This window comes from Flavipsychrobacter stenotrophus (assembly GCF_002954265.1).
GTDB classification, from domain to species: domain Bacteria; phylum Bacteroidota; class Bacteroidia; order Chitinophagales; family Chitinophagaceae; genus Flavipsychrobacter; species Flavipsychrobacter stenotrophus.
Map to the genome: position 1 here is coordinate 114,393 of NZ_PPSL01000008.1, position 20,123 is coordinate 134,515.

Annotated in this window: 19 protein-coding genes; 8 read left to right on the top strand and 11 right to left on the bottom strand. The window is 40.5% G+C overall.

From position 1 onward, the window contains the following. Window positions 1–69: 69 nt before the first annotated feature. Window positions 70–843 (bottom strand): nucleotidyl transferase AbiEii/AbiGii toxin family protein, encoded by a 774-nt coding sequence (locus CJD36_RS21175; protein WP_205685673.1) that lies wholly within the window; start codon window positions 841–843, stop codon window positions 70–72. Between the two features lie 173 nt (window positions 844–1,016). Then, complete coding sequence (locus tag CJD36_RS21180) at window positions 1,017–1,619, bottom strand: DUF6088 family protein (RefSeq protein ID WP_170067830.1); 603 nt, start codon at window positions 1,617–1,619, stop codon at window positions 1,017–1,019. Window positions 1,620–2,492: 873 nt separating this feature from the next. On the opposite strand from CJD36_RS21180, the gene CJD36_RS21185 reads away from it, so the two are divergent. From CJD36_RS21185 to CJD36_RS21195, 3 genes are all read left to right on the top strand, one after another. Further along, on the top strand, window positions 2,493–4,169 hold the full coding sequence (locus CJD36_RS21185) for a peptidase domain-containing ABC transporter (protein ID WP_161499409.1): 1,677 nt from the start codon (window positions 2,493–2,495) through the stop codon (window positions 4,167–4,169). Beyond that, the gene (locus CJD36_RS21190) at window positions 4,166–5,473 is read left to right on the top strand and encodes an HlyD family secretion protein (protein WP_105041230.1); all 1,308 of its coding nucleotides are present in this window, start codon (window positions 4,166–4,168) and stop codon (window positions 5,471–5,473) included. Before CJD36_RS21185 ends, CJD36_RS21190 begins: the two co-directional genes overlap by 4 nt. Window positions 5,474–5,543: 70 nt before the next feature. Next, window positions 5,544–6,860 (top strand): TolC family protein, encoded by a 1,317-nt coding sequence (locus tag CJD36_RS21195; RefSeq protein WP_161499410.1) that lies wholly within the window; start codon window positions 5,544–5,546, stop codon window positions 6,858–6,860. Between the two features lie 337 nt (window positions 6,861–7,197). Here the strand turns inward: CJD36_RS21195 and CJD36_RS21200 are convergent, their stop codons facing one another. The 9 genes from CJD36_RS21200 to CJD36_RS21240 all read right to left on the bottom strand — a co-directional run bounded on the left by CJD36_RS21200 (window position 7,198) and on the right by CJD36_RS21240 (window position 14,735). Beyond that, a complete protein-coding gene (locus tag CJD36_RS21200) occupies window positions 7,198–7,569 on the bottom strand; it encodes a hypothetical protein (RefSeq protein WP_105041213.1) in 372 nt (123 codons plus the stop codon). A gap of 10 nt (window positions 7,570–7,579) precedes the next feature. Further along, the gene (locus tag CJD36_RS21205; RefSeq protein WP_105041214.1) at window positions 7,580–8,080 is read right to left on the bottom strand and encodes an SRPBCC family protein; all 501 of its coding nucleotides are present in this window, start codon (window positions 8,078–8,080) and stop codon (window positions 7,580–7,582) included. A 63-nt stretch (window positions 8,081–8,143) separates the two neighbouring features. After that, window positions 8,144–8,725: a Crp/Fnr family transcriptional regulator gene (locus CJD36_RS21210; RefSeq protein ID WP_105041215.1), complete on the bottom strand. Its 582-nt coding sequence runs from the start codon at window positions 8,723–8,725 to the stop codon at window positions 8,144–8,146. 8 nt (window positions 8,726–8,733) lie between these two features. Continuing rightward, entirely contained in the window at window positions 8,734–9,396 is a 663-nt protein-coding gene (locus CJD36_RS21215; RefSeq protein WP_205685669.1) for a TetR/AcrR family transcriptional regulator, read from the bottom strand. 133 nt (window positions 9,397–9,529) lie between these two features. Beyond that, on the bottom strand, window positions 9,530–10,492 hold the full coding sequence (locus tag CJD36_RS21220; protein ID WP_105041217.1) for a sodium-dependent bicarbonate transport family permease: 963 nt from the start codon (window positions 10,490–10,492) through the stop codon (window positions 9,530–9,532). Between the two features lie 15 nt (window positions 10,493–10,507). Beyond that, entirely contained in the window at window positions 10,508–11,365 is an 858-nt protein-coding gene (locus CJD36_RS21225; RefSeq protein ID WP_105041218.1) for a DUF6671 family protein, read from the bottom strand. Window positions 11,366–11,663: 298 nt separating this feature from the next. Next, window positions 11,664–12,161: a 5-(carboxyamino)imidazole ribonucleotide mutase gene (gene purE / locus CJD36_RS21230; RefSeq protein ID WP_205685670.1), complete on the bottom strand. Its 498-nt coding sequence runs from the start codon at window positions 12,159–12,161 to the stop codon at window positions 11,664–11,666. 4 nt (window positions 12,162–12,165) lie between these two features. Next, window positions 12,166–13,275, bottom strand: a complete 1,110-nt coding sequence (locus CJD36_RS21235; protein WP_105041219.1) for a 5-(carboxyamino)imidazole ribonucleotide synthase — start codon at window positions 13,273–13,275, stop codon at window positions 12,166–12,168. Between the two features lie 8 nt (window positions 13,276–13,283). After that, a complete protein-coding gene (locus CJD36_RS21240; protein ID WP_240609401.1) occupies window positions 13,284–14,735 on the bottom strand; it encodes an isocitrate/isopropylmalate family dehydrogenase in 1,452 nt (483 codons plus the stop codon). Window positions 14,736–15,937: 1,202 nt separating this feature from the next. Between CJD36_RS21240 and CJD36_RS21245 the strand changes: the two genes are divergently transcribed. The 5 genes from CJD36_RS21245 to CJD36_RS21265 all read left to right on the top strand — a co-directional run bounded on the left by CJD36_RS21245 (window position 15,938) and on the right by CJD36_RS21265 (window position 19,878). Beyond that, window positions 15,938–16,486, top strand: a complete 549-nt coding sequence (locus CJD36_RS21245) for a phage tail protein (RefSeq protein ID WP_105041220.1) — start codon at window positions 15,938–15,940, stop codon at window positions 16,484–16,486. A 45-nt stretch (window positions 16,487–16,531) separates the two neighbouring features. After that, complete coding sequence (locus CJD36_RS21250) at window positions 16,532–17,074, top strand: phage tail protein (protein WP_105041221.1); 543 nt, start codon at window positions 16,532–16,534, stop codon at window positions 17,072–17,074. 36 nt (window positions 17,075–17,110) lie between these two features. Next, on the top strand, window positions 17,111–17,677 hold the full coding sequence (locus CJD36_RS21255; RefSeq protein WP_105041222.1) for a phage tail protein: 567 nt from the start codon (window positions 17,111–17,113) through the stop codon (window positions 17,675–17,677). 111 nt (window positions 17,678–17,788) lie between these two features. Further along, window positions 17,789–18,940 carry an ABC transporter substrate-binding protein gene (locus tag CJD36_RS21260; protein ID WP_105041223.1) on the top strand — a complete coding sequence of 384 codons (1,152 nt, stop codon included), beginning with the start codon at window positions 17,789–17,791 and terminating at the stop codon, window positions 18,938–18,940. Window positions 18,941–18,948: 8 nt separating this feature from the next. After that, window positions 18,949–19,878, top strand: a complete 930-nt coding sequence (locus CJD36_RS21265) for a methionyl-tRNA formyltransferase (RefSeq protein WP_105041224.1) — start codon at window positions 18,949–18,951, stop codon at window positions 19,876–19,878. Window positions 19,879–20,123: the final 245 nt, after the last annotated feature.

Sequence of the window (20,123 nt, forward strand, 5' to 3'; positions counted from 1 at the left end):
GTATTCAGTATGAATTCACTGTGTTTACTGGTCGAACTATCATTAAATAGTCGAAGCCTTAAATTATAATTATAGTTTATCAATATTTTCTGTGATTCTAGCAAGCAATTCTTCAAAAGGTGGCTGTCCTTTATAGTAGAGCTTTTCTGTTGTTTTATATCGCTCTATAAATTGCGCTCTCAACGCTAGGTCACTAAGCAGAAATGCTTCATTTTGAGATATCGGGGTCAATAAATCTACCTTAGGGAATCTTACATTTTTATGGTCAATATATTGCTGTGTACCAATGAATGCCTGAACATCGCTACTTACCAGCAAGCTATAAACATCATAATATTGGCGCATTAGGTTTTGATTTTGATAGCCTGTTTCTTGTTCTTTTCTAAATTTAGTAGCAATTGTCTGAAGTTTCTCTACAAACGTGTAACCTGGATGATAACAGGTAATACCAACAGCTTTATTGTCGATGATATTAACACCGACTGTGTTCGAAGCTCTGTCGTAGGCCCATGAACTTATTGTTCTGCTCTCGTTCGGAGTTACATTATCAAACCCTGCTTCGAGCAAGATACCTTCTTTTACTCCATCTTCTTTCTCGGCATAGCTTTTGTATTTGAGCCTTATGCCTCCGCTATTGTAAGTATCGGTATTATCAAATTGTTCATCCCTAACAATTGAGATAATTCCGGCAATTTTTATGTTTTGGGCCAGCCAGTCGTAATAGTCCTTAAGAGATTTTACTGCACTGGGCTTGTTATTTTTAGGGTTTGTGTTAACTGGCAAATCTTTTGGTGGCTTAATGTGTATGTCGATATCTTCGGAAAATCTATCAATAATGTCTATAGCCTTTCGACAGCGAAGTTCCGCCTTTCAATTCAAATTCAAATCCTTGCTGTCTAAGACCACTTAATACATTCATTATCCAATAGTCTTTCTCAATCAAATAAGCCTGTATATTTAAGTCCTTTTCCAAAATTCTCAATAGTTCTGGAAACTCATTCAATTCATGAAGGTATTTAGCGGGCATAAGCAACATTATTTTTTTGCGTTATCAAGGAACTAAATAAAGATTTAGCTTTTGTATTACCATAACTTGTAACTGTTCTTCTTAGTTGTCTTGCATCCATTGTCTTGGCTTTGGCAAGAACCTTCGTTAAAACCTCAGTTTTATCCTCGGCCAGGTTCTCTATATTGTTTACGAGATCAACTAATAGAAATTCCTGAGTTAGTTTTTTAGGAAAACGGTGTTTTGCATGGAAAAAGAACTTCCTTCCCCCTAAGTCAAACTCGCCGTGTCTTTTATGGTTATACACAACACGGACGTTATAGAGTTGTGTTGTGCCAACTCCAAGGCTGTTATAAGCATTAGGCGACGTGATTAAGAAATCATCTTCTTTAAGAAAAGTGCGTACAAGCGATTCATCTTCGGGTGGCACCACACCAAAAATAGATTTTTTGGGAGCGTAGTAAAGCCCGACAGATAATTTCTCAAGATATCCGCTCTTAACTAACTCATTTAAGTGGCGGTCTACAGCATTTGACCACTGAGTTAAATCTGCTCTCCTGTACACACTACCTTCTTTTAAGTGCCTCTTCAGTTCTTCTATTCTCTTAGTCATAAGATCTCTTCATCTTATGTAAAGATACCATATTAAATTTCTTTTTGCAAGAGTTTTTATTGAGAAGTCATGCAAATTTATTGAATACCTAAAATCTGAGTGTAATAAGATTCCACAATAGAGTGTTGTTTCGCTTCTTTATGATTTTGGGGTGACGGATTTATTGCAATTATTTTATTTTCGAATAGTGCAGTTACTCTTCGCCTGGGTGGAACTAGACATATTAAAAGAGCTGTATAAATTTTAGGAAATGCTGGTCTTGAATTTGAAATTACAGACTAATTCTACTAAGGACGACTAATACTCGAAAATTGCCTTCAAATCCTCCATGAAATAGTTCAAAAGTTGTCCCTTACAGTCCGCAGAAACATAATAGCACCTATTAAGGGTGCTATTTTTGTTTGTGGGTGAGTCTGTAAGTTATTGATTATCAATAGCTATAAGTTAGAAATTGATAATTGACTATTGTCAGGATCAAGTTTTGAGTAGAATTCTAAGACAACCTCAAGACATAAAGTCAAATTCGCCAAGACATAACTATTTATCTTCTGATGGACTGAAATTCAATTACATATACGTTTCGGATAGTAATGGCAATCAGTCGTGCTTTACTATTATTCTACCGCATCTTGTAGATTAGCATATGTTCCGTTAATTCCCTACGGAAGATAATCGCCGCAGACTTAATTTATGTTTTTATTGTGTGACTCGCCAATAGTGCGTTTGAGGCAGTTTGTTTCTGGAAGAGGGATTTGCATTACAATTTCCCAAAAAACACATCACTATCTTTTTTGTTCTTTTTTTAACACTTTCATAATAGTAATGCTATCAGAAAGGAGAGTGTTTATGTGTATTTGCCAAAATTACTTGTATATGGCAGAGAAGCGAATGAGCACATTATTGAAACTTCTTGAGGTATTAAAATTTGAAAAATCAGAAATATCGTCCATATACTTTTATGCGATAATAGCTGGTGTTGTTCAGTTGTCATTGCCGCTAGGTATCCAATCTATAATAAGTTTTGTACTTGGCGGTACAATTTCCACATCAATGGTCTTGCTCATAGCGCTCGTTATAATAGGGGTATTGGTGGCTGGTTTACTTCAGGTAAATCAAATGAAGTTGATCGAAAAAATACAACAGCAACTCTTTGTAAGGTATGCTTTTAAATATGCCGACACTATTCCGAAATTGAATCTGCAGGACGTTGATAACTACTACCTGCCCGAGTTGGTGAACCGGTTTTTCGATACGGTATCATTACAAAAAGGTATATCGAAAATTCTGCTTGATATTCCGGCCGCGTCAATTCAAATAATTTTCGGTCTGATATTGCTTTCGTTCTATCATCCAGTGTTTATCTTTTTTGGCTTACTTCTACTTGTTGTACTGTACCTGATTTTGATTACAACCGGGAATAAGGGCTTACAAACAAGTATGGAAGAAAGTAACTACAAGTATAAAGTTGCCGGCTATTTGCAGGAGATTGCAAGAGTAATTACCACTTTCAAGTTTTCCCGGAATAGTTCATTGCACATCAATAAAACAGATGATTATGTTTCCGGGTACCTGCAATCAAGAACCTCGCATTTCAAAATATTGCTTTTTCAATATTGGACATTGATTGTTTTTAAGCTACTGATCATTTCCGCTATGCTGATTGTTGGTGCTATACTGCTTGTAGATCAGCAAATTAACGTTGGGCAATTTATTGCATCAGAGATAGTTATTCTCATGATCATAGGCTCAGTAGAAAAAATGATAGTTAGCCTCGATAATATTTATGATGTGCTGACCTCAGTCGAGAAGATCAATAAGTTATTGGAAAAACCTAAAGAAAAAGTGGGCAGCCAGCAATTAATACACGCCAATGCCGGGTTCTCTCTTGAAGTCAAAGATGTATCTTTTGGATATAGCAGTGAAAAACTAATACTGAAAGATTTGTCCTTTAATATACCAGCGGGTAGTAGGGTATGTGTCATGGGGGCCAATAGTGCCGGTAAATCCACACTTATAAGATTATTAAGCGGCGCTTATCAGGATTTTGAAGGAACTATACTCATAAATAATATTCCCATATCTAACTATGATATCCGTTCGATAAGAGGAAATATAGGTGTATTATTGAGTATACAGGAGATATTTCAAGGTACTATAAAGGAAAACATCTGCATTGGCAACGATGCGATATCCTATGAGCAGATGAATTACCTGGCTGAAATAACTGGATTGAAACAGTTTGTAGATAGTCATAAAGAGGGTTATGATTTTGAAATAAAACCCATTGGTAACCATCTGCCAGATAAGATAGTAAAAAAGGTATTACTTGTGCGTGCACTTATTCATAATCCGCAGATGTTGTTGCTTGAAGAACCATGGCTGGGACTTGAGGAGCAATATGTGAAACAAATACAGGCTCATATTCTGCAGAAGTTAACAGGTAAGACAATCATTGTTGTTACAAATGATGTTGCTTTCGCTGACCAGTGCAATCTGGTAATAGAAATGGAGAGAGGTGCAGTAAAGTCGATAAAAACGAACAACCTATGAGAGAGATAAAACAAACCATAGAGCAGGAGATCACTAACGCTAAGTTTCGGTCTTTTGATCTTGTGTATAGGATTGGTGTGAAAAATCATGTGAGATACTGGTTGATAGGCGCCTTGCTGTTACTGATTGCTGTGCTCTTTTTGCCATGGACACAAAACATAAGAGCCAAAGGTGCGATAACTACACTGAGGCAGGAGCAACGTCCTCAGGAATTAAATTCGATCATTCCCGGTCGTATTATTAAATGGTACGTAAAGGAGGGTGATGTTGTGAAAGCCGGAGATACGATAGCCCAGCTTGCCGAGATAAAAGATAGTTACCTCGATCCGGAGTTATTGAACAGAACAAAAGAGCAGATCAACGCAAAAAAATCGAGCGTAGGTTTTTATGGGGATAAGGTAGCTGCTACTGATGCACAGATAACAGCGATGCAGCAGGTAGTAATATTAAAAATGAAGCAATTATCGCTCAAGGTGATTGCCGATAGCTTTGAAGCGGTATCTGCAGCTAATGATATGAAAATTGCTGAAGCGCAATTTCGCAGGCAGAAGATAATGAGAGACAGTGGCTTGTCGTCGCTTGTGCAGTTGGAGCAACGAAACCAATATTATCAGAGTGCCTTAGCTAAGAAAACGAGTGCTGAAATGAAATTCTTTAATACCAAAACAGAGCTGATTCAGGCTCAGGCGGAGTTTCTGGAGAAGAAGTCAAAGGCCCAGGGCGAAAAGGCAGCGGCGCAAAGTGAGATATCTAACAGCACAGCCGATGTGGCTAAACTGAGTAATCAATACGAAAATTACAGGATAAGAAATGGTATGTACTACCTTATTGCGCCGCAAGGAGGACAAATAGTGCAGGCCAACAAATCGGGACTTAATGAGATACTGAAGGAGGGAGAAAAAATTGCTGAGATCGTTCCGTTGCAGATTGATCATGCGGTTGAAATTTATGTAAGGCCTGTAGATCTTCCCTTATTATCAAAAGGACAAAAAGTACGCTTCCTTTTCGACGGATATCCCGCGATCGTATTCAGTGGTTGGCCTAAAGCTTCATATGGTATTTTTAGTGGTGAAATTGCTGTAATAGAAAGTTCAGTCAGCAGTAATGGTAAATTCAGAATTCTTGTTGGAGAAGATAAGTCCTACCGGCCCTGGCCAAAGACACTGATGCTTGGCACCGGAGCATCGGCCATAGCACTCCTCCACGATGTACCTGTTTGGTATGAATTGTGGCGAAATATAAATGGGTTCCCTCCTGAATACTACCAGACAAAAGAAAAAAATAATGATAAAGGAAAGAAGTAAATATTTGCTCGTTTGGGTGTTGGTTTTGCTGTCTGTTTGCTGTAGGGCAGGGGATAGCACATATCATGTTTTGACCAAAGACGATTTTATCAATATTGTAAAGCTGTACCATCCAATCGCCAAACAAGCCGACCTACAGGTAGAACGGGCAAAGGCTAACGTGCAGCAGTCTCGCGGCGCGTTTGACCCCGAAATAGGCACTACACTTGACAGAAAAACATTTGATGGTAAGCTATATTACAGCTATTTTAAACCCGAACTGACAATACCAACCTGGTATGGTATAGATCTGAAAGCAGGGGTGGAAGAAATTGTTGGGAGCAGAGTTTCTTCCGAATCTACTTTGGGACAAACAAGCTTTGTAGGTGTAAAGGTAGCTGCCAACCAACTGTTATTTGATAAGCGTAGAGCCGCGCTGAGGCAAGCAAAGGCACTACAGCAACAAACTGCTGAGGAAAGAAAACTTGCCGTGAACAACCTACTGTATGAGGGCCTGGCTGCCTATTGGAATTGGGTGGAGAAATATTGTAGCTACAAAATTATTTCAAGCGCTGTAGCAGTGGGTGAAGAGCGAGTACGTTTTGTAAAACTAGAGTACGAGCAGGGCCTGCGTCCTGCTATTGACACCATAGAGGCAATAACTCAACTGCAAACTTTCTATTTTCAGGAAAGTGTTATGCTGCTTGCTTTCCGCAACGCAGGAATGGAATTATCGAACTATCTGTGGTTGGAAAATAATTCACCTGTTGAGTGGTCAGACATGATACTGCCTGATACTGCCGATTTTGATAAAGCTGCCGTGACGATACCAGACCTCAATGCGCTGATGGCCGCACTGGATGAGCACCCCAAGTTAAGAGCTATCAACTACAAGATGGATATACTAGCTATTGAAAAAAGGTTGAAAGCACAGTCGTTGATGCCCAAGCTGAGTGTGAGTGGCAATATTCTGAGTAAAGGTTATAAATATCCGCAGGAATTGAATTTACCTCTGCTGGAAAATAACCATAAATTGGGCCTCAGTTTTGCAATGCCATTGTTTTTAAGAGATGCCAGAGGCGCATACAGTGCAGCTAAATTAAAAATTTTGGAGACCGATCTGGATAGGAACAACACAAGGCTGCAAATTGAAAATAAGACAAGAAGTTATTACAATGAGTTGCTGGCAGTAAGGCAACAACTCAATATAATGACAAGCACAAATACCAACTTCATGAAGCTGTACCAGGGCGAGCGGTTAAAATTTGAAACCGGCGAAAGCTCGCTGTTCCTGCTTAATGCACGTCAAAGTAAGGTGCTGGAAACAGCACAGAAACTTATAGAGTTAAAAGCTAAGTGGCAAAAGGCTTATGTGAGCCTCCTGTGGTCTTCAGGAACTCTTATATAAAGCTACCAGAAAAGTATCCAACAGAAACTAATGACATGTATGAACTAATTATATATATACGATAGGTAGTTGACATACACGATAGAGATATTAGTATCATTCTTGCACATTTTAAAGAAAGAAATATTGCCGAAGGTAAATGCGCTCTAAAGAAAGGACACATTACGCACAAATTCCTCATTATGCAATCTGGAAAACTGCTATTTATTTCCAAAAAATTTGACAGCCCATTATTGAGATGATCGCAGTTAAAAGGATGGATTGAACAGATTGAAAGCAAAGGTTCCTTTACTATATCTTCAAAAGTCAGAGTTATTCTATTGTCTTTATATATAGCTCATTTTACCCAATAGCTCCAGGGAATAACAAATGGCAGGACCAGCACCCAGACTAAGAAGAAAGATGCCATGCCTGTGGGGAAGGCTTCCTCCTTTTTAATTGCGGGTACCGCCACTACTAATAGCCATGCTGCTTTGTAGATAAGCTGTAGCAATAGCACCGGAGAAAAAGAAATGGGCAACCAAAGCCCTAATAATGATAAGAGGGCTATTGCCAGCCACAAGGCTCCTACTAACCTGATAACTTCAGTCGATGGGTAGACATTTTGTAAAATCGTTGCGGAAGGTAATTTCGGGAAAAACAGCGAACAAATACCTATCCACCCTGCAACAACAATGTTGGCCAAGTATACTAGTCTTATTGCTATCATAAACTTTTATTTAAAGAGTGTTAATCAGCTGTTCTTTGGTTTCCGCCATCTGCCTTATGTTTTTAAGAGTTTCCGGCAATATCAGTCTATATTTTTTACCAAGTTTGTTACCCAGTATTTTTTTAAGTATACCGGTAAACTGTACGTCATGGGTAAAATATGTTCTAGCATTCTTTCCTTCCAGTGTTCTCTTGATGACCAAACGGCCAAGCGGTATCCTGGTCTTAAACGTATACGAACGGCCCGGTACAATTTCAGTAATAATAAATTTTGACTTCGGGCCTTGGTCGGGAATAAGTGTTCCGCGTGTACCAACCATAAATGTGCCAAAGAGCTGAGCGTCTTTGAGTCCTTTATCCCAATTTTCCCAATCAGGAACGTTGGTCCAAATTTGCCAGATTTTTTCGGCAGAGGCGGTAGTGCTATCTGTGCTGCTGAAATGATAATTTGTTTGTTGTGCGCTTGAGTTTATTACAGCACACAGAGAGAGGAAAAGAAATGCTTGCTTCATCGTTCTAAAGATTAGTGAAATGATGAAGCGAAATTCACTTTAATTCTAGTCGACCCACTGCACCTATGTTAACTTCGAAGGAGCCACTAGCTTTTTTCTTATCCTGCTCAGTGATTGCGGTGCGATGCCAAGGTACGAAGCAAGGTATTTTAGCGGTACACGCTGTAGTAGCGGAGAGTGCGTAACCAGCATTCGCTCGTACCTCAGTTCTGCTGTTTCCGTTTGTATTTCCTGCAAAATTTCTTCAGTATATTGTTGCACTTCCTGTATGAGTTTGCGTATAAAGGTGTTCCAGCTCCTCAATTCCAGGAGTGCATTTGCCTGAGCTAAGGTTATCTGCCATATTACGGATGGCTCTATTGCTTGTATATTCTCTTTTGCTGCTTGTTCCGTGGTAAAACTGACCTGCGAGGTAAAACAATACGGCGCCAATGTAAAGAACTTGGTAATGTCACTGCCGTCTTTATTGATAAAAAAACGAAGTAGGCCACTCTCTACAAAATAAAGATAACGGCAAACTTTGCCTTCATGTAATAGTATTTCATTTTTTTTAACTACTCGTTCCTCCATACACGAAAGGATGGCCGCCCATTCGCTGTCAGGAAGAGATGTATAGTTTTGTATGAATGCTCTGAATTGGTTCACGATACAGCCTACTTCTTCTTTGCATTATCCAACACACTATATACCATGTGGCTGAGATAGCTCACTACTATATTAGTATCTTTAACATTCCCAAAATCAGTAAGGCGCGGCAGGTGATCTTTAAAATATATTTGCCGGTGAGCTGTTTCTATTAGCGTGCTGGCTAAGGAGTGAGGGTAAGGATATCCGGGCTTGTATTCCAAAAATATTTCCGCTATTCTATGACATAGGTCTTTATAAGGTTTAAATAGCATTGCCTTGTTATCCTCAGTTACGTGCTTGGTAAGATATGATTTATCACCTTCTGATATTATGATCTTTTGCAGCACACTCTTGTTTATATGCTCAAGTGCAAATTCGTCTTTTTCCTGAAACGTCAATAATTTTAAAACAGCGTCAATTTTTTGTTTACTGTCACTTATATTATTGGTACTAAATACAAGTTGGTATTCCAGCCATGTCCAGAACCAGGTTGTTATATAAGTGAGTAGTCTATGTTTATTTTCAAAGTATCTGTATATGCTGGCTTCTGTAGTACCTACCTTTATGGCCAGCTTTTTGAATGTAAACTCTTCGAAGCCCAACTCATAGATCATTTCAATTCCATGCCTTATTATGCCTTTGCCCAGTTCTGACGTTTCAGGATCGCGCAAATATAACTTAGCGTTCATTTTTATTTGTAATTGGACTTCCATAATAGTAATAACATTTGCAGAAGCAAAGTTAGCATTTAAGATTGACTCAGTTTAATGAATAATATTCTTTTGTACGTTTGCGATAGTAATACAATCATTCAATAATTACTTAAAACGACTGTATCACCAACCAATAAAATGGCAGTCCGATGGTAATATTGAAGGGGAATGTTAACCCCAGTGCCATGGGTACGTACAGGCCGGGATCTGCTTGAGGAGCGGCTTGTTTCATAGCAGCTGGCACAGCAATGTAAGACGCACTGGCGGCCAGAATTGCTATCAATAGTCGGTTACCGGGGTGAATACCCATATAGTGGGTAATTATGACCGACATTAAACCATTTACTATCGGTATGATGATTGCAAATAGCGTTACAAACCAGCCGTAATTTTTGAATGCTGAGAAGCGTCTTGCAGCTACCATTCCCATTTCTAAAAGGAAGATCGCCAGAAAACCCTTGAAAATATCGGTGGTAAATGGTTTGATCCCTTCAGCCCCCTTCACATCTGCAATGATCCCTATTACTAAACTGCCTACGATCATAAACACACTCCCATTTGTAAGAGATTCGTGTACAATGCTTCCCATGCCATGATCATTGCCTGTTTGTGTTCCGTATTTCCGCATCAGCATTACCCCTATTATTATTGCCGGGGCTTCCATTAATGCCATTGATGCTACCATGTGTCCGCCGTAGTTTACCTTCAGGCTATCTAAAAACAAAGTGGCTGTTACAAATGTTACAGCACTTACAGAGCCATATGTAGCGGCTATTGCTCCGGCATTTTCTACACTTAGTCTTGTCTTCAGCAGAAAGAATGTATACATAGGAACCACAGTAGCAAGTGATATGGATAATAGCAATGTAACAATGATCTCCCTGTTCAAGCCGCTATGAGCTAGTTCCTGGCCCCCCTTAAAGCCAATTGAAAATAAAAGATACAGGGATATAAATTTTGAAGTCGATGGTGGTATTTCAAGGTCACTTTTTACCAGAGAAGCTAGCACCCCGAGGGCGAAAAATAGCAATGTTGGATTGGTAAGGTTGTTTATCAAAAGGTTGTAATTCATCTCTTTGTTTTATGTTCAGGGGTTGCAGTAATCGCAATACATCGGGTCTTCATATTCCTGCCCGTTGGGGTATTTTATCTCGGCTCTATGTTCGCACTTTTGGCACTCGTATACAAATGAGTAGGTGCTTCTTGTTGGCGATCCGCACATCTTGCAAGGCAATCCGACCCTCACAGTTTTCACATCAAATCCTGGTAAGGAGCAATTGGGGCATATGTTATGAATGGTTTTTACAAGCTTCGTTGTTGCCTCATGTATTACTCTTTGCCGGGTAGGGTTGTGCATTGCTCTCATGTCGGTCTCTACAAAGACCGCACCGTATTTTCTAAAGAACACTTCAAATGTGTCCTGAAGACTGTCCCAAGATGAAATGCCCTTCACTATATCTTCATTACCGTTCTTTGATTTGCGGACAATAAGGCTATGAGATGGAAATGAAGATGCTTCAGCAAATTTCTTAGTTTCCGGCCAATCTGTAAACAGGTCTCCGGCAAAGTTTGTATCTCTACTGATTACCCTCGCTTTTATTTCCAGTTTGTTCTTCAGGTCAACAAATACAAGTATTTCATCGTCCGCTGCTGCGAAAAACATTGTCGGGTGCGGGCCAAATGAGCCTTCACTGGCAATAGCCAGATCGCATCCGGTCAGTTCACATGCGGCAATGCACTTTATTCTTCCTGCTTCTACCGGGTCAACAATTCGCTCAATTTCACCACTAAAGGTTCCGTATGTATCTGTATTGAAATGCTCAGGTACAACGATCTCTACACCCAATTCTCTCGTCAGAATTGGACCTATGGTGGCTTCTTTACCATGCATTGTTGCGATAACGAGTTTTCGCCCCGCGAAGTATTGTCTGATTTTATCATTCATATTAATCAACCACCGGTTCTACAACAAATATTGCATGAAGATTTACTCTTTTGTTTCCGATCTTATCTAACGCTTTATTCAATTCTTCTCCTACTATATTTCTTCTTTCCTCGTCGTATTCCAAGTAGTCCTCTTCTATACTATTGCCTTTGAAACTTCAAAGCTCTACCTGAATTTTATCTTTTATCAAATTCATGATCAAGCCTTTGGCATGTTCCGACTGAAAGCAGCCCTGTATCATTACGATATCGCTTTGCTGTACCATATATTGCGTTTGTGAAGTGAAAATGAATACTTACTATGCCTTCAGAGAAATACTCGTTTGCTGGGCTTTAACTTTTTCCACATTTTTTAGTTTTGCATCTTTTAGCATGGTCATGAGCCGATCATCATGGGTTGCCAATATTTGTACTGCCAGCAAGCCCGCGTTATGAGCGCCGTTTACGGCAACCGTTGCAACAGGAATGTCATTCGGCATCTGCACGATCGATAGCAGTGAATCCCATCCATCTAGGGAGTTACTTGATTTTACCGGCACGCCTATTACAGGTAGAGTAGTTATTGCGGCAACCATACCAGGTAAGTGTGCAGAGCCTCCCGCGCCAGCAATAATAACCTTAAGGCCTCGTTCAAGCGCAGTGTTCGCGTAATCAAACATTATTTGTGGACTGCGATGTGCTGATATCACAGTGAATTCATAAGGGATTTTATAAAGATCCAAAATGTCTGCCGCGGGTTTCATGATAGCAGCATCAGAGCTGCTACCCATAATTATTCCTATCATTGGTGCTTCCATAATCCTAGTTTAAAATGTTTTTAATAGCTGCTATTTGTGCAATTACGCCTTCTATATTCGGTTCTGTAATAGTTATGTGTCCTATCTTTCTGCCTGGCTTACTGTTCTGCTTTCCGTAGTAGTGAAGGTGTATGGCAGGTCTGTTCATAATAGCAGACAGGTCGAGTCGCTTGCCCGTTTCTATCAGGTTAACTAACCCTGCTTTGCAATTGAGTCGGGTGTCTCCAAGAGGAATGCCTGTTATAGCTCGTATCAGCTGTTCATATTGCGATGTTGCGCAAGCTTCTATAGTGTGGTGTCCACTGTTATGAGGCCTTGGTGCTATTTCATTGACCAGCAATTTATTGTCATCGGTAATAAACATTTCGATGGCCATGATGCCTACTAAAGACATTTTAGTAGCAATCTTTATAGCTATTGCATAAGCTTGATTAGTGATCTCGAAATCAAGACTGGCGGGGCAGATCTGAAAGTCAAGCAGGTGCTTTTCCGGATCAAATACCATTAGCGTTGGTTCGTAGTATTCAATCGCTCCGTCTTCGCCTCTTGCTACGATCACGGATATTTCCTGTTTTATCTTGACCTTCTGCTCCAGGATAGCCGGCCCATCGAAAGCGTTTTCTATGTCTTTTTCACTGTGTAACATCATTACACCCTTTCCGTCATAACCGTTTCGCCTCATCTTCAGGCATGCCGGTAGTCTTGACGTATGACCATATAACTCATCTTTACTCGCTACTGGTACGTAGGGTACTACTGGAATATTATGAAGTTTCAGGAATTCTTTCTGCTCCTGTTTATCCTGAATAGTAGCTAACAACTCAGGTGATGGATGTATCTGTACTCCCTTATCTTGTAAGTACTTTAAGGCTTTAGTACTTACTGCTTCTTTTTCAATAGTCACTATATCGCATTGCGCTCCAAATGCCACTACATCGTCATAGTTCTCAGGATCTCCGAGAGTAAATGAATTTGTATATCTGGCTGCCGGGGCATTAACATCCTTATCTAATACCGAAATTTCAAATCCATAGTCTATAGCAGATCTTATGAGCATAGCTCCAAGCTGACCGCCGCCCAATATGCCTATACGTAGTTTCTTATTGTGTATCATAGAGTTAATTATTGTCCTTGAGCCAGAGAATATGACTTAACACCTCCATACATCATCAACCATTCAATGGAGCAGATTTTTATTGACCTCGATATCTCTTTTGCGAAATCTAGAATTTCATCTGCTGTCAAAGATGGCGCACCGGGCTCTCTCTCTATTCTCACTCTGAATTGATCTACACAATCAGTAAGCAGAGACCCTTCAGGATAAACTTGCGTACCCCGGTTACTGATCATGATCAATGACATATTTTCCGGCAACTTGTCTTTGAATTTGTGTGCAATAACCTTTGGTTGTTCGGTGCTTTCTACAAAAAAGTCCGCTCCATTTACTATAGCCTCACCCTTGGTAGGTGTATGGAGTATCTGATATACTTCCCTTTTGCTTTGGGTGTTTATCAAGGCATGGTTAGTGGTGTCAGTATTGGTTGACAGTTGCAGGTTCTTAATGATCTGATCTGCAAATTGAGTTGTATTCAATTGTTTTTCCACCCCATGTCCAAAATCTATTGTGTGGTACCCTTGTTGCAGCGTAGTATATAATGAGTTCTCAATGGTAATTGCTTCCTTTGTCATCCCAAGATGTCGAAGCATCATGCAGCTACTTATCAGCAATGCGGTTGGGTTGGCAATGTTCTTGCCTGCTATGTCGGGTGCAGACCCGTGCACTGCTTCAAATATGCATACATTGTCGCCGATATTAGCCGACGGAGCAAACCCCAACCCGCCCACCAGGCCTGCACATAGGTCTGAAAGAATGTCTCCCTGTAGGTTTGGGAGGACAATGATCTCAAAGTCATTTGGACGTGCTACCAGTTTCATTGCAAGATCATCAACTATTATGTCGGTAGCTTTTATTTCAGGATAGTCTTTTGCCACTTCGTAGAAGCTCTCAAGGAAGAGTCCGTCAGTAAGCTTCATTATGTTTGCCTTGTGCCCGCAGGTAACCTTTTTTGCACCTCTCTTACGCGCCATTTCAAATGTGTACTTATGCACCTGCATAGACCCCGGGCGTGTTATAAATCTGCGGCAAAGTGCTACATCTTCTGTTAGCATGTGTTCTATTCCCCCGTAAGTATCTTCGATATTTTCCCTTACCATGGTAATGTCTATAGGTATACTGGCCTTAGAGAAAACCGTGTCCACTCCATTAAGTGATTTGAAAACACGTTTGTTGGCATATGTACTCCACATTTTTCTTGCAGTTACATTTATGCTTTTCATTCCCTTTCCTTTAGGAGTTTCCATCGGGCCTTTTAGTAGTATTCCCAGGTCCTCAATTGTGTTCTTTGCAATAGGTGTCATTCCCGACGAGTGGCCTTGCTCGTACCAGGTTTTACCCATATCCACCAGTTCGAAATCTAATGGCGCACCAGTAGCTCTGATACTAGATAGGGTTGCGTCCATTATCTCAGGACCGATCCCATCTCCTTTGGCAACAGCTATTTTTATTTTTTGCATAATGGCTTTGATGTGTTTTTCCCACCTTTTGTGCACATCACTATGCAAAAGTAATAAAACTATTTGTAATAGTAGTAATGCTATTGTGAATAAAATATAAATTTTAAAAATGATTGTTTGACAATTACTAAAACGAGTAAAGCATTCTTTTTGCGAAGCTACATAAAGTGCTTTTAGGATATTTTTTACCTCAATATAGGATTACAATCATGCCTGTTCAATTAGATTCAAAATAGTAATACCTTGTTTATTGAGGCCTCATTGGATGGTAGCCCTGAGTTGCGATAATGAAATTGACAGGAGTGTAAGGCTGTAGATTTGTGTGTGGTGCTCCGCCGCCTGTGCTTTTATCTGCCGTTCTGTTTTGCTGCTACGGATACATTTGGCAGTTATTCGTTAGCGTTACAGTTTGCAAAGACAATAGAGAGTCTTACTCTTGTATTCTATAGGAAACCCTGGTTGGTGGTGTTGCAAGGCAGGTAGGGATACCCCGTATATTTTATTGCTATTTAGGAATTGATGATAAGCGGTAAGATATTTAAGTTAACAATTCAGGGTTGTAGTATGCGTATGGGGTATTGTGGGTAAAAGTCCCGGATTTCTGAAAGGGAATAATGTACGGTAGGAACATTGTAAAGAGGAAATTGGATTGGAACGATGTAGTGTATATGTGTTCAGAAAGTGTCTATACTTGTATATTCGGCAGTTAGATAGAAAAGAATATATAATATGGGTACAGTGTGTACATTGTAGAGTTACCCAACTACAACTTGGAGAACTACCTATTGATCGAAATGTATTAAATATTACTCATACCTAAAAAATAGGTGTTCGACACCATTTTTGTGGCGTTCGGCACCACCAGACTACTGATATATTGCTCCTTTATTTAAGTTCGTTGGCTACTGGCACATTACGCCGGGTAGTCGTGCAGCTAATTTTAATATTTTGATGGGACCTAGTTAGTCACCGTTAAAACAATCAGAGAGATTATAGAAATTTTAGAGGTTGCAACTACGCGGTAGGGGTAGCCCTTATTTTTTCTGATATTTTAGGAGGTGTGAAAATTTGTACAAACATTTGAATAAATATTTAACAGGAGGGATATGACATGTGGGTCCACCCTTACGGACAGATGAAAACTGATTTTGAGTAACACATTTTCCAATAACTATTGTTAACCATGTAAAAACTTTTATATTATGGTAGACCCATTTCTTGGTAGTATACAATACTTTTCGTTCGATTATGCGCCTGTAGGCTATCTGCAATGTATTGGGCAGCCACTTCAAGTTGCACAATATCAGGGATTGTACTCTTTGATGGCAGACTTATATGGCGGCAACGGAACCACAACTTTTAATTTGCCCGATTACAGAGGCCGGGCTATAGTGGGGGCAGGTACCTTGAAGAGCGGCCAAAACTATGCTATAGGAGCCCTTGGCGGAGCCGAAACGGCATCTATTACTGCGGCATCTTTACCGCTGCACTCTCATTTAATTAGTGATACTCCCATGGTGGTATCTTCTGGGCCAGGTTCGTCTGCTATCCCGTTTGCAAAGTATCCCGCTGCCGAATCTGCAACCTCCCCCGCTAATCTTTACACTACAACTTCTAGTTCAGCTAATATGGCACCATTTGTAACTACGCAAACCGAAGGTGGAATAGGGGCTCCATTTTCCACTATGCCCCAGTTTATTGCGCTTACTTGCTGCATTGCTGTTGTGGGCCTATATCCGCCTCGTAGTTAAGAGCGATCTTTCGCATGTAAATATTAAAACTTTAAAAAATATATTATGGAAGTTTACATAGGCACCATATGTGCATTTACTCTTAAATATGTGCCCTATGGCTGGTTGGCCTGCGATGGGTCTACCTGTTTGATAGTCCAATATCAAGCATTGGCCGCTCTAATTACTGGTACTTACGGCACTAACACTAATACTACTTTTGTTGTTCCTGACCTAAGGGGGCGTGTAGCCATAGGGGCGAGCAATACCGGTACACTCGGAACTGTTGTCGGTTCCGACGGAACACTTACATCAGCTAATATGCCTGCGCATAATCATACTATTGGGTTTGCCTTGGGTTGTTACAACGGCGTGGGCAATTCTGCCGAGCCTGCTGGCAACTATCCTGCGCAGACAATGGCCACTGGTACTGGCCGCACAGCTAATAAATCATATGCAAGTACACCTGGTGCTAATATGGCGCAAATAATAGACATTTCAATTGGTAATGCAGGTGTCACCTCTCCTGCACCAGTCAATAAAATGCCTCCATATCAGGTAACACCATATTTTATTGCTTACGAAGGTTTTTTTCCAATAAGGCCTTAGTGCGTGTATTATTTAATAAAATTAAAATAAGTTATTATGGAAGCATATACAGGCTCAATCTGGGCATTCTCATTTGATTACCCTCCCGCAAATAGTCCTGGCACATGGGCTTTGTGCAATGGGGCAACATACAATATAAGCGATTATCAGCCATTGTATTCGTTGATTGGAACGACCTATGGCGGAGATGCTTCAACTTTCAAAGTGCCCAACCTTATGGCCACCTCGCAAACTCCTATGGGCTATATGCCAATTGGAACAGGGCAGGGTCTCAATCTCACAAATCGCACCCTCGCGCAAACTGGTGGTTCTCTCTATTTAAACTTGACAGCCGCAAACATACCCGCACATTCCCACCCATTCACTGTTGCGCCATTGAGGGCAGGCGTACCAGCTGGCATAACTACGCCGGTTAATGCATATTATGGAATTACTTCAGCCAATGCATACAATGATGTGCAAAGTGCGGCTCCTAACAATGTTATGGCTCAGAATAACGTGCCTTCATCTGTCACTGGTGGTGCACCAATATCGGCTTTTCCTTCTGGTCTGCAAGTATGCTATTGCATTTGCCTCTCTGGGGTTTGGCCTCCGCACCCATAATATGTAACGCAGCCGGGCAAGCATTATTAACGGTTCCGGCTGCATTTAAGTGTTCGGAACTTGAAATTGTTGTGTGCTCACTTTTTTGACAACATCTTATTACCAACCAGAATGATAACCAAAATTGGATTATTACTGCCTAAGTCTTCTATTTATCCCACTATCAGTTTTGATATGATGGCTGGCCTTCGGTTATCGCTGCAGGAGGCTGGCATGGGAGGCATAGAAATTATTACAGAAAGTATAGGGGTGGGGGGCAATAATAAACTGATATATGGTGCCTGTGAAAAGTTGCTGATGGGTGGTTGCAGGATTGTTGCTGCGTATATCAATCCCACTACTGCCGAAAGTCTTGAACCGCTTTTCGAGGCTGGAAATGGGATCTTAATATCGCTTGATGCTGGTTATCACTACAGGTCGACCCACCAAAAATTGAATCATGTTTTCTTCCTCTCGCTGCAAGGGGCGTTGGGTAGTCGAATGATTACCAATAGAGCAATTGAAGACGGTAACAAGAGGATAGCCTATGCCGGTTCTTTTTATGAAGCAGGCTACAGAAGTGCCTATGCCTGCCATTGCGCTATCGTCAGTGGTGAGGGTGAGATGACATTCAACCACGTGACAAAGCTCAGTAGGCGTGAATTTAGTCTGGAACCGCTAACTACATTTTTAGGTGATAATAATACTACAGATGCAGTTTTTGCTTCGTTTTGCGGAGATATGCTACAGGATTTTTGCACTACGGCTGCAAACGAAATAGTTTTAAAAAATAAGCAGGTATATGGTGCCCCATTTGTAGGAGATGAGCAGTGGCTGCAGCAATCTCCTTATCCGGGTTTTGATATAAAAGTCTGTATGCCTTGGGTAAAAGAGCTTGACAATCCAGAAAATGCTCAATTCAAGTCCGTCGTCGGGAAAGAGAACAACGTAAATTTTTTCTCATTTCTGGGTTGGGAGGCTGGTATAGTGGCTGCCGCAGCACTTATGGCAATTAATACAAAAGACGCTGTCGAAAAACTTGAAGGCTTCAGGTTTGATAGCCCACGTGGGGCCATAATGCTGGATGCCGAAACACATGAATGTCATGCGCCAATGTATGATGCAGTTGTTGTTAAAGACGATATTGCTGGAAATTGCAACATCAGGATAATAGGTATTTCTGAACAAACAGATACCCAGCGCCAGTTGTTGTTTAATGATATACGCACTGTAGTAGGAGGTTTCAGTTCCTGGTTTAATGCATACGGCTGCTTGGAATCTTAAAAAAGAAAATGAAAATAGCACTGCTATGTAATAATAAAATGGCTTTCCCCGCCTTGCAGACAATTGCTGCAAGCGGACACTTGTGTGGGGTAGTAACGACCGGCAGGGATAAAGAAATAGTGGCATTTGTCGGCCAGTTTTGCGAGGCGAATGATGTGCCCTGTAATATAATATCTGACGAAGATCGCTGGATACAACTTTCTTGCTGGTTGCGTGCAATACAGCCTGATGTCGTTTTTGTAATGACCTTTCCCTGGAAGGTACCTGCGCATTTGCTGCAGGTGCCGCAATTAGGTTTCATCAATTTCCATTATGGCCTGTTGCCGGAGATGAGAGGGGCAGATCCCATTTTTGAAAGTATAAGACAAAGACGAGCTACGGCGGGGCTCACTGTGCATAAAATGGACGAGGGATTTGATACCGGCGATATTTTAATGAGGGAAGAATTCCCCTTATCGCCAGAATTTACCTACGGCATGTTATGTGGCCAGATGGCCAGAATAGGCGAGACTGCATGCAAAACATTAATTGGAAAACTAGAGACGGGAGTAATCCCTGATGGATATAAACAAGACGAAGCCAGAGCATGTTATTTGCCAAAACTAAAAAAGGAAGAAATAGTAATAAGGTGGGCAGAGATGACCTTGTCTGAGATAATAGCGCTAATAAGGTCTTGCAATCCCATAGCTATGGGTATCCCAACAGCTTTGAACGGTTGGGCATTTGGCATTTGTGATGCCAGCCCCGTGCAATTGAATGGCGATGTTACGGGCATAATACCAGGCACTATTGTAGCCCTTGATGTGCAAAATGGAATGTTGGTTTATTGCAAGGATGGATTAGGCCTGAAAGTGGAAGTAATAAACACGGCGGAAGGCTTTTTTCCTGGATATAAGTTAGCTATGTGGGGAGTAGTGCCTGGAATGACACTGAATTAATATGATGGTATACAGAGCTCTCTATTACGCTGTTATTTGTTCTGAAACTTTATTTTAAAAAATAATGATGATATTAAGTTATAAAAAAATCAGTTCCTTAGTTCTTTGTCAGTTGCAGAATAATATTAGTTTTGCAAAGTTTGTTACGAATAAATTCGATTATTAATTTGTAATTAATAATTATGTATAATAGTTTTCTGATAGTTAAAAAAAACACCATGATATTAAATAAAACGATGAAATAT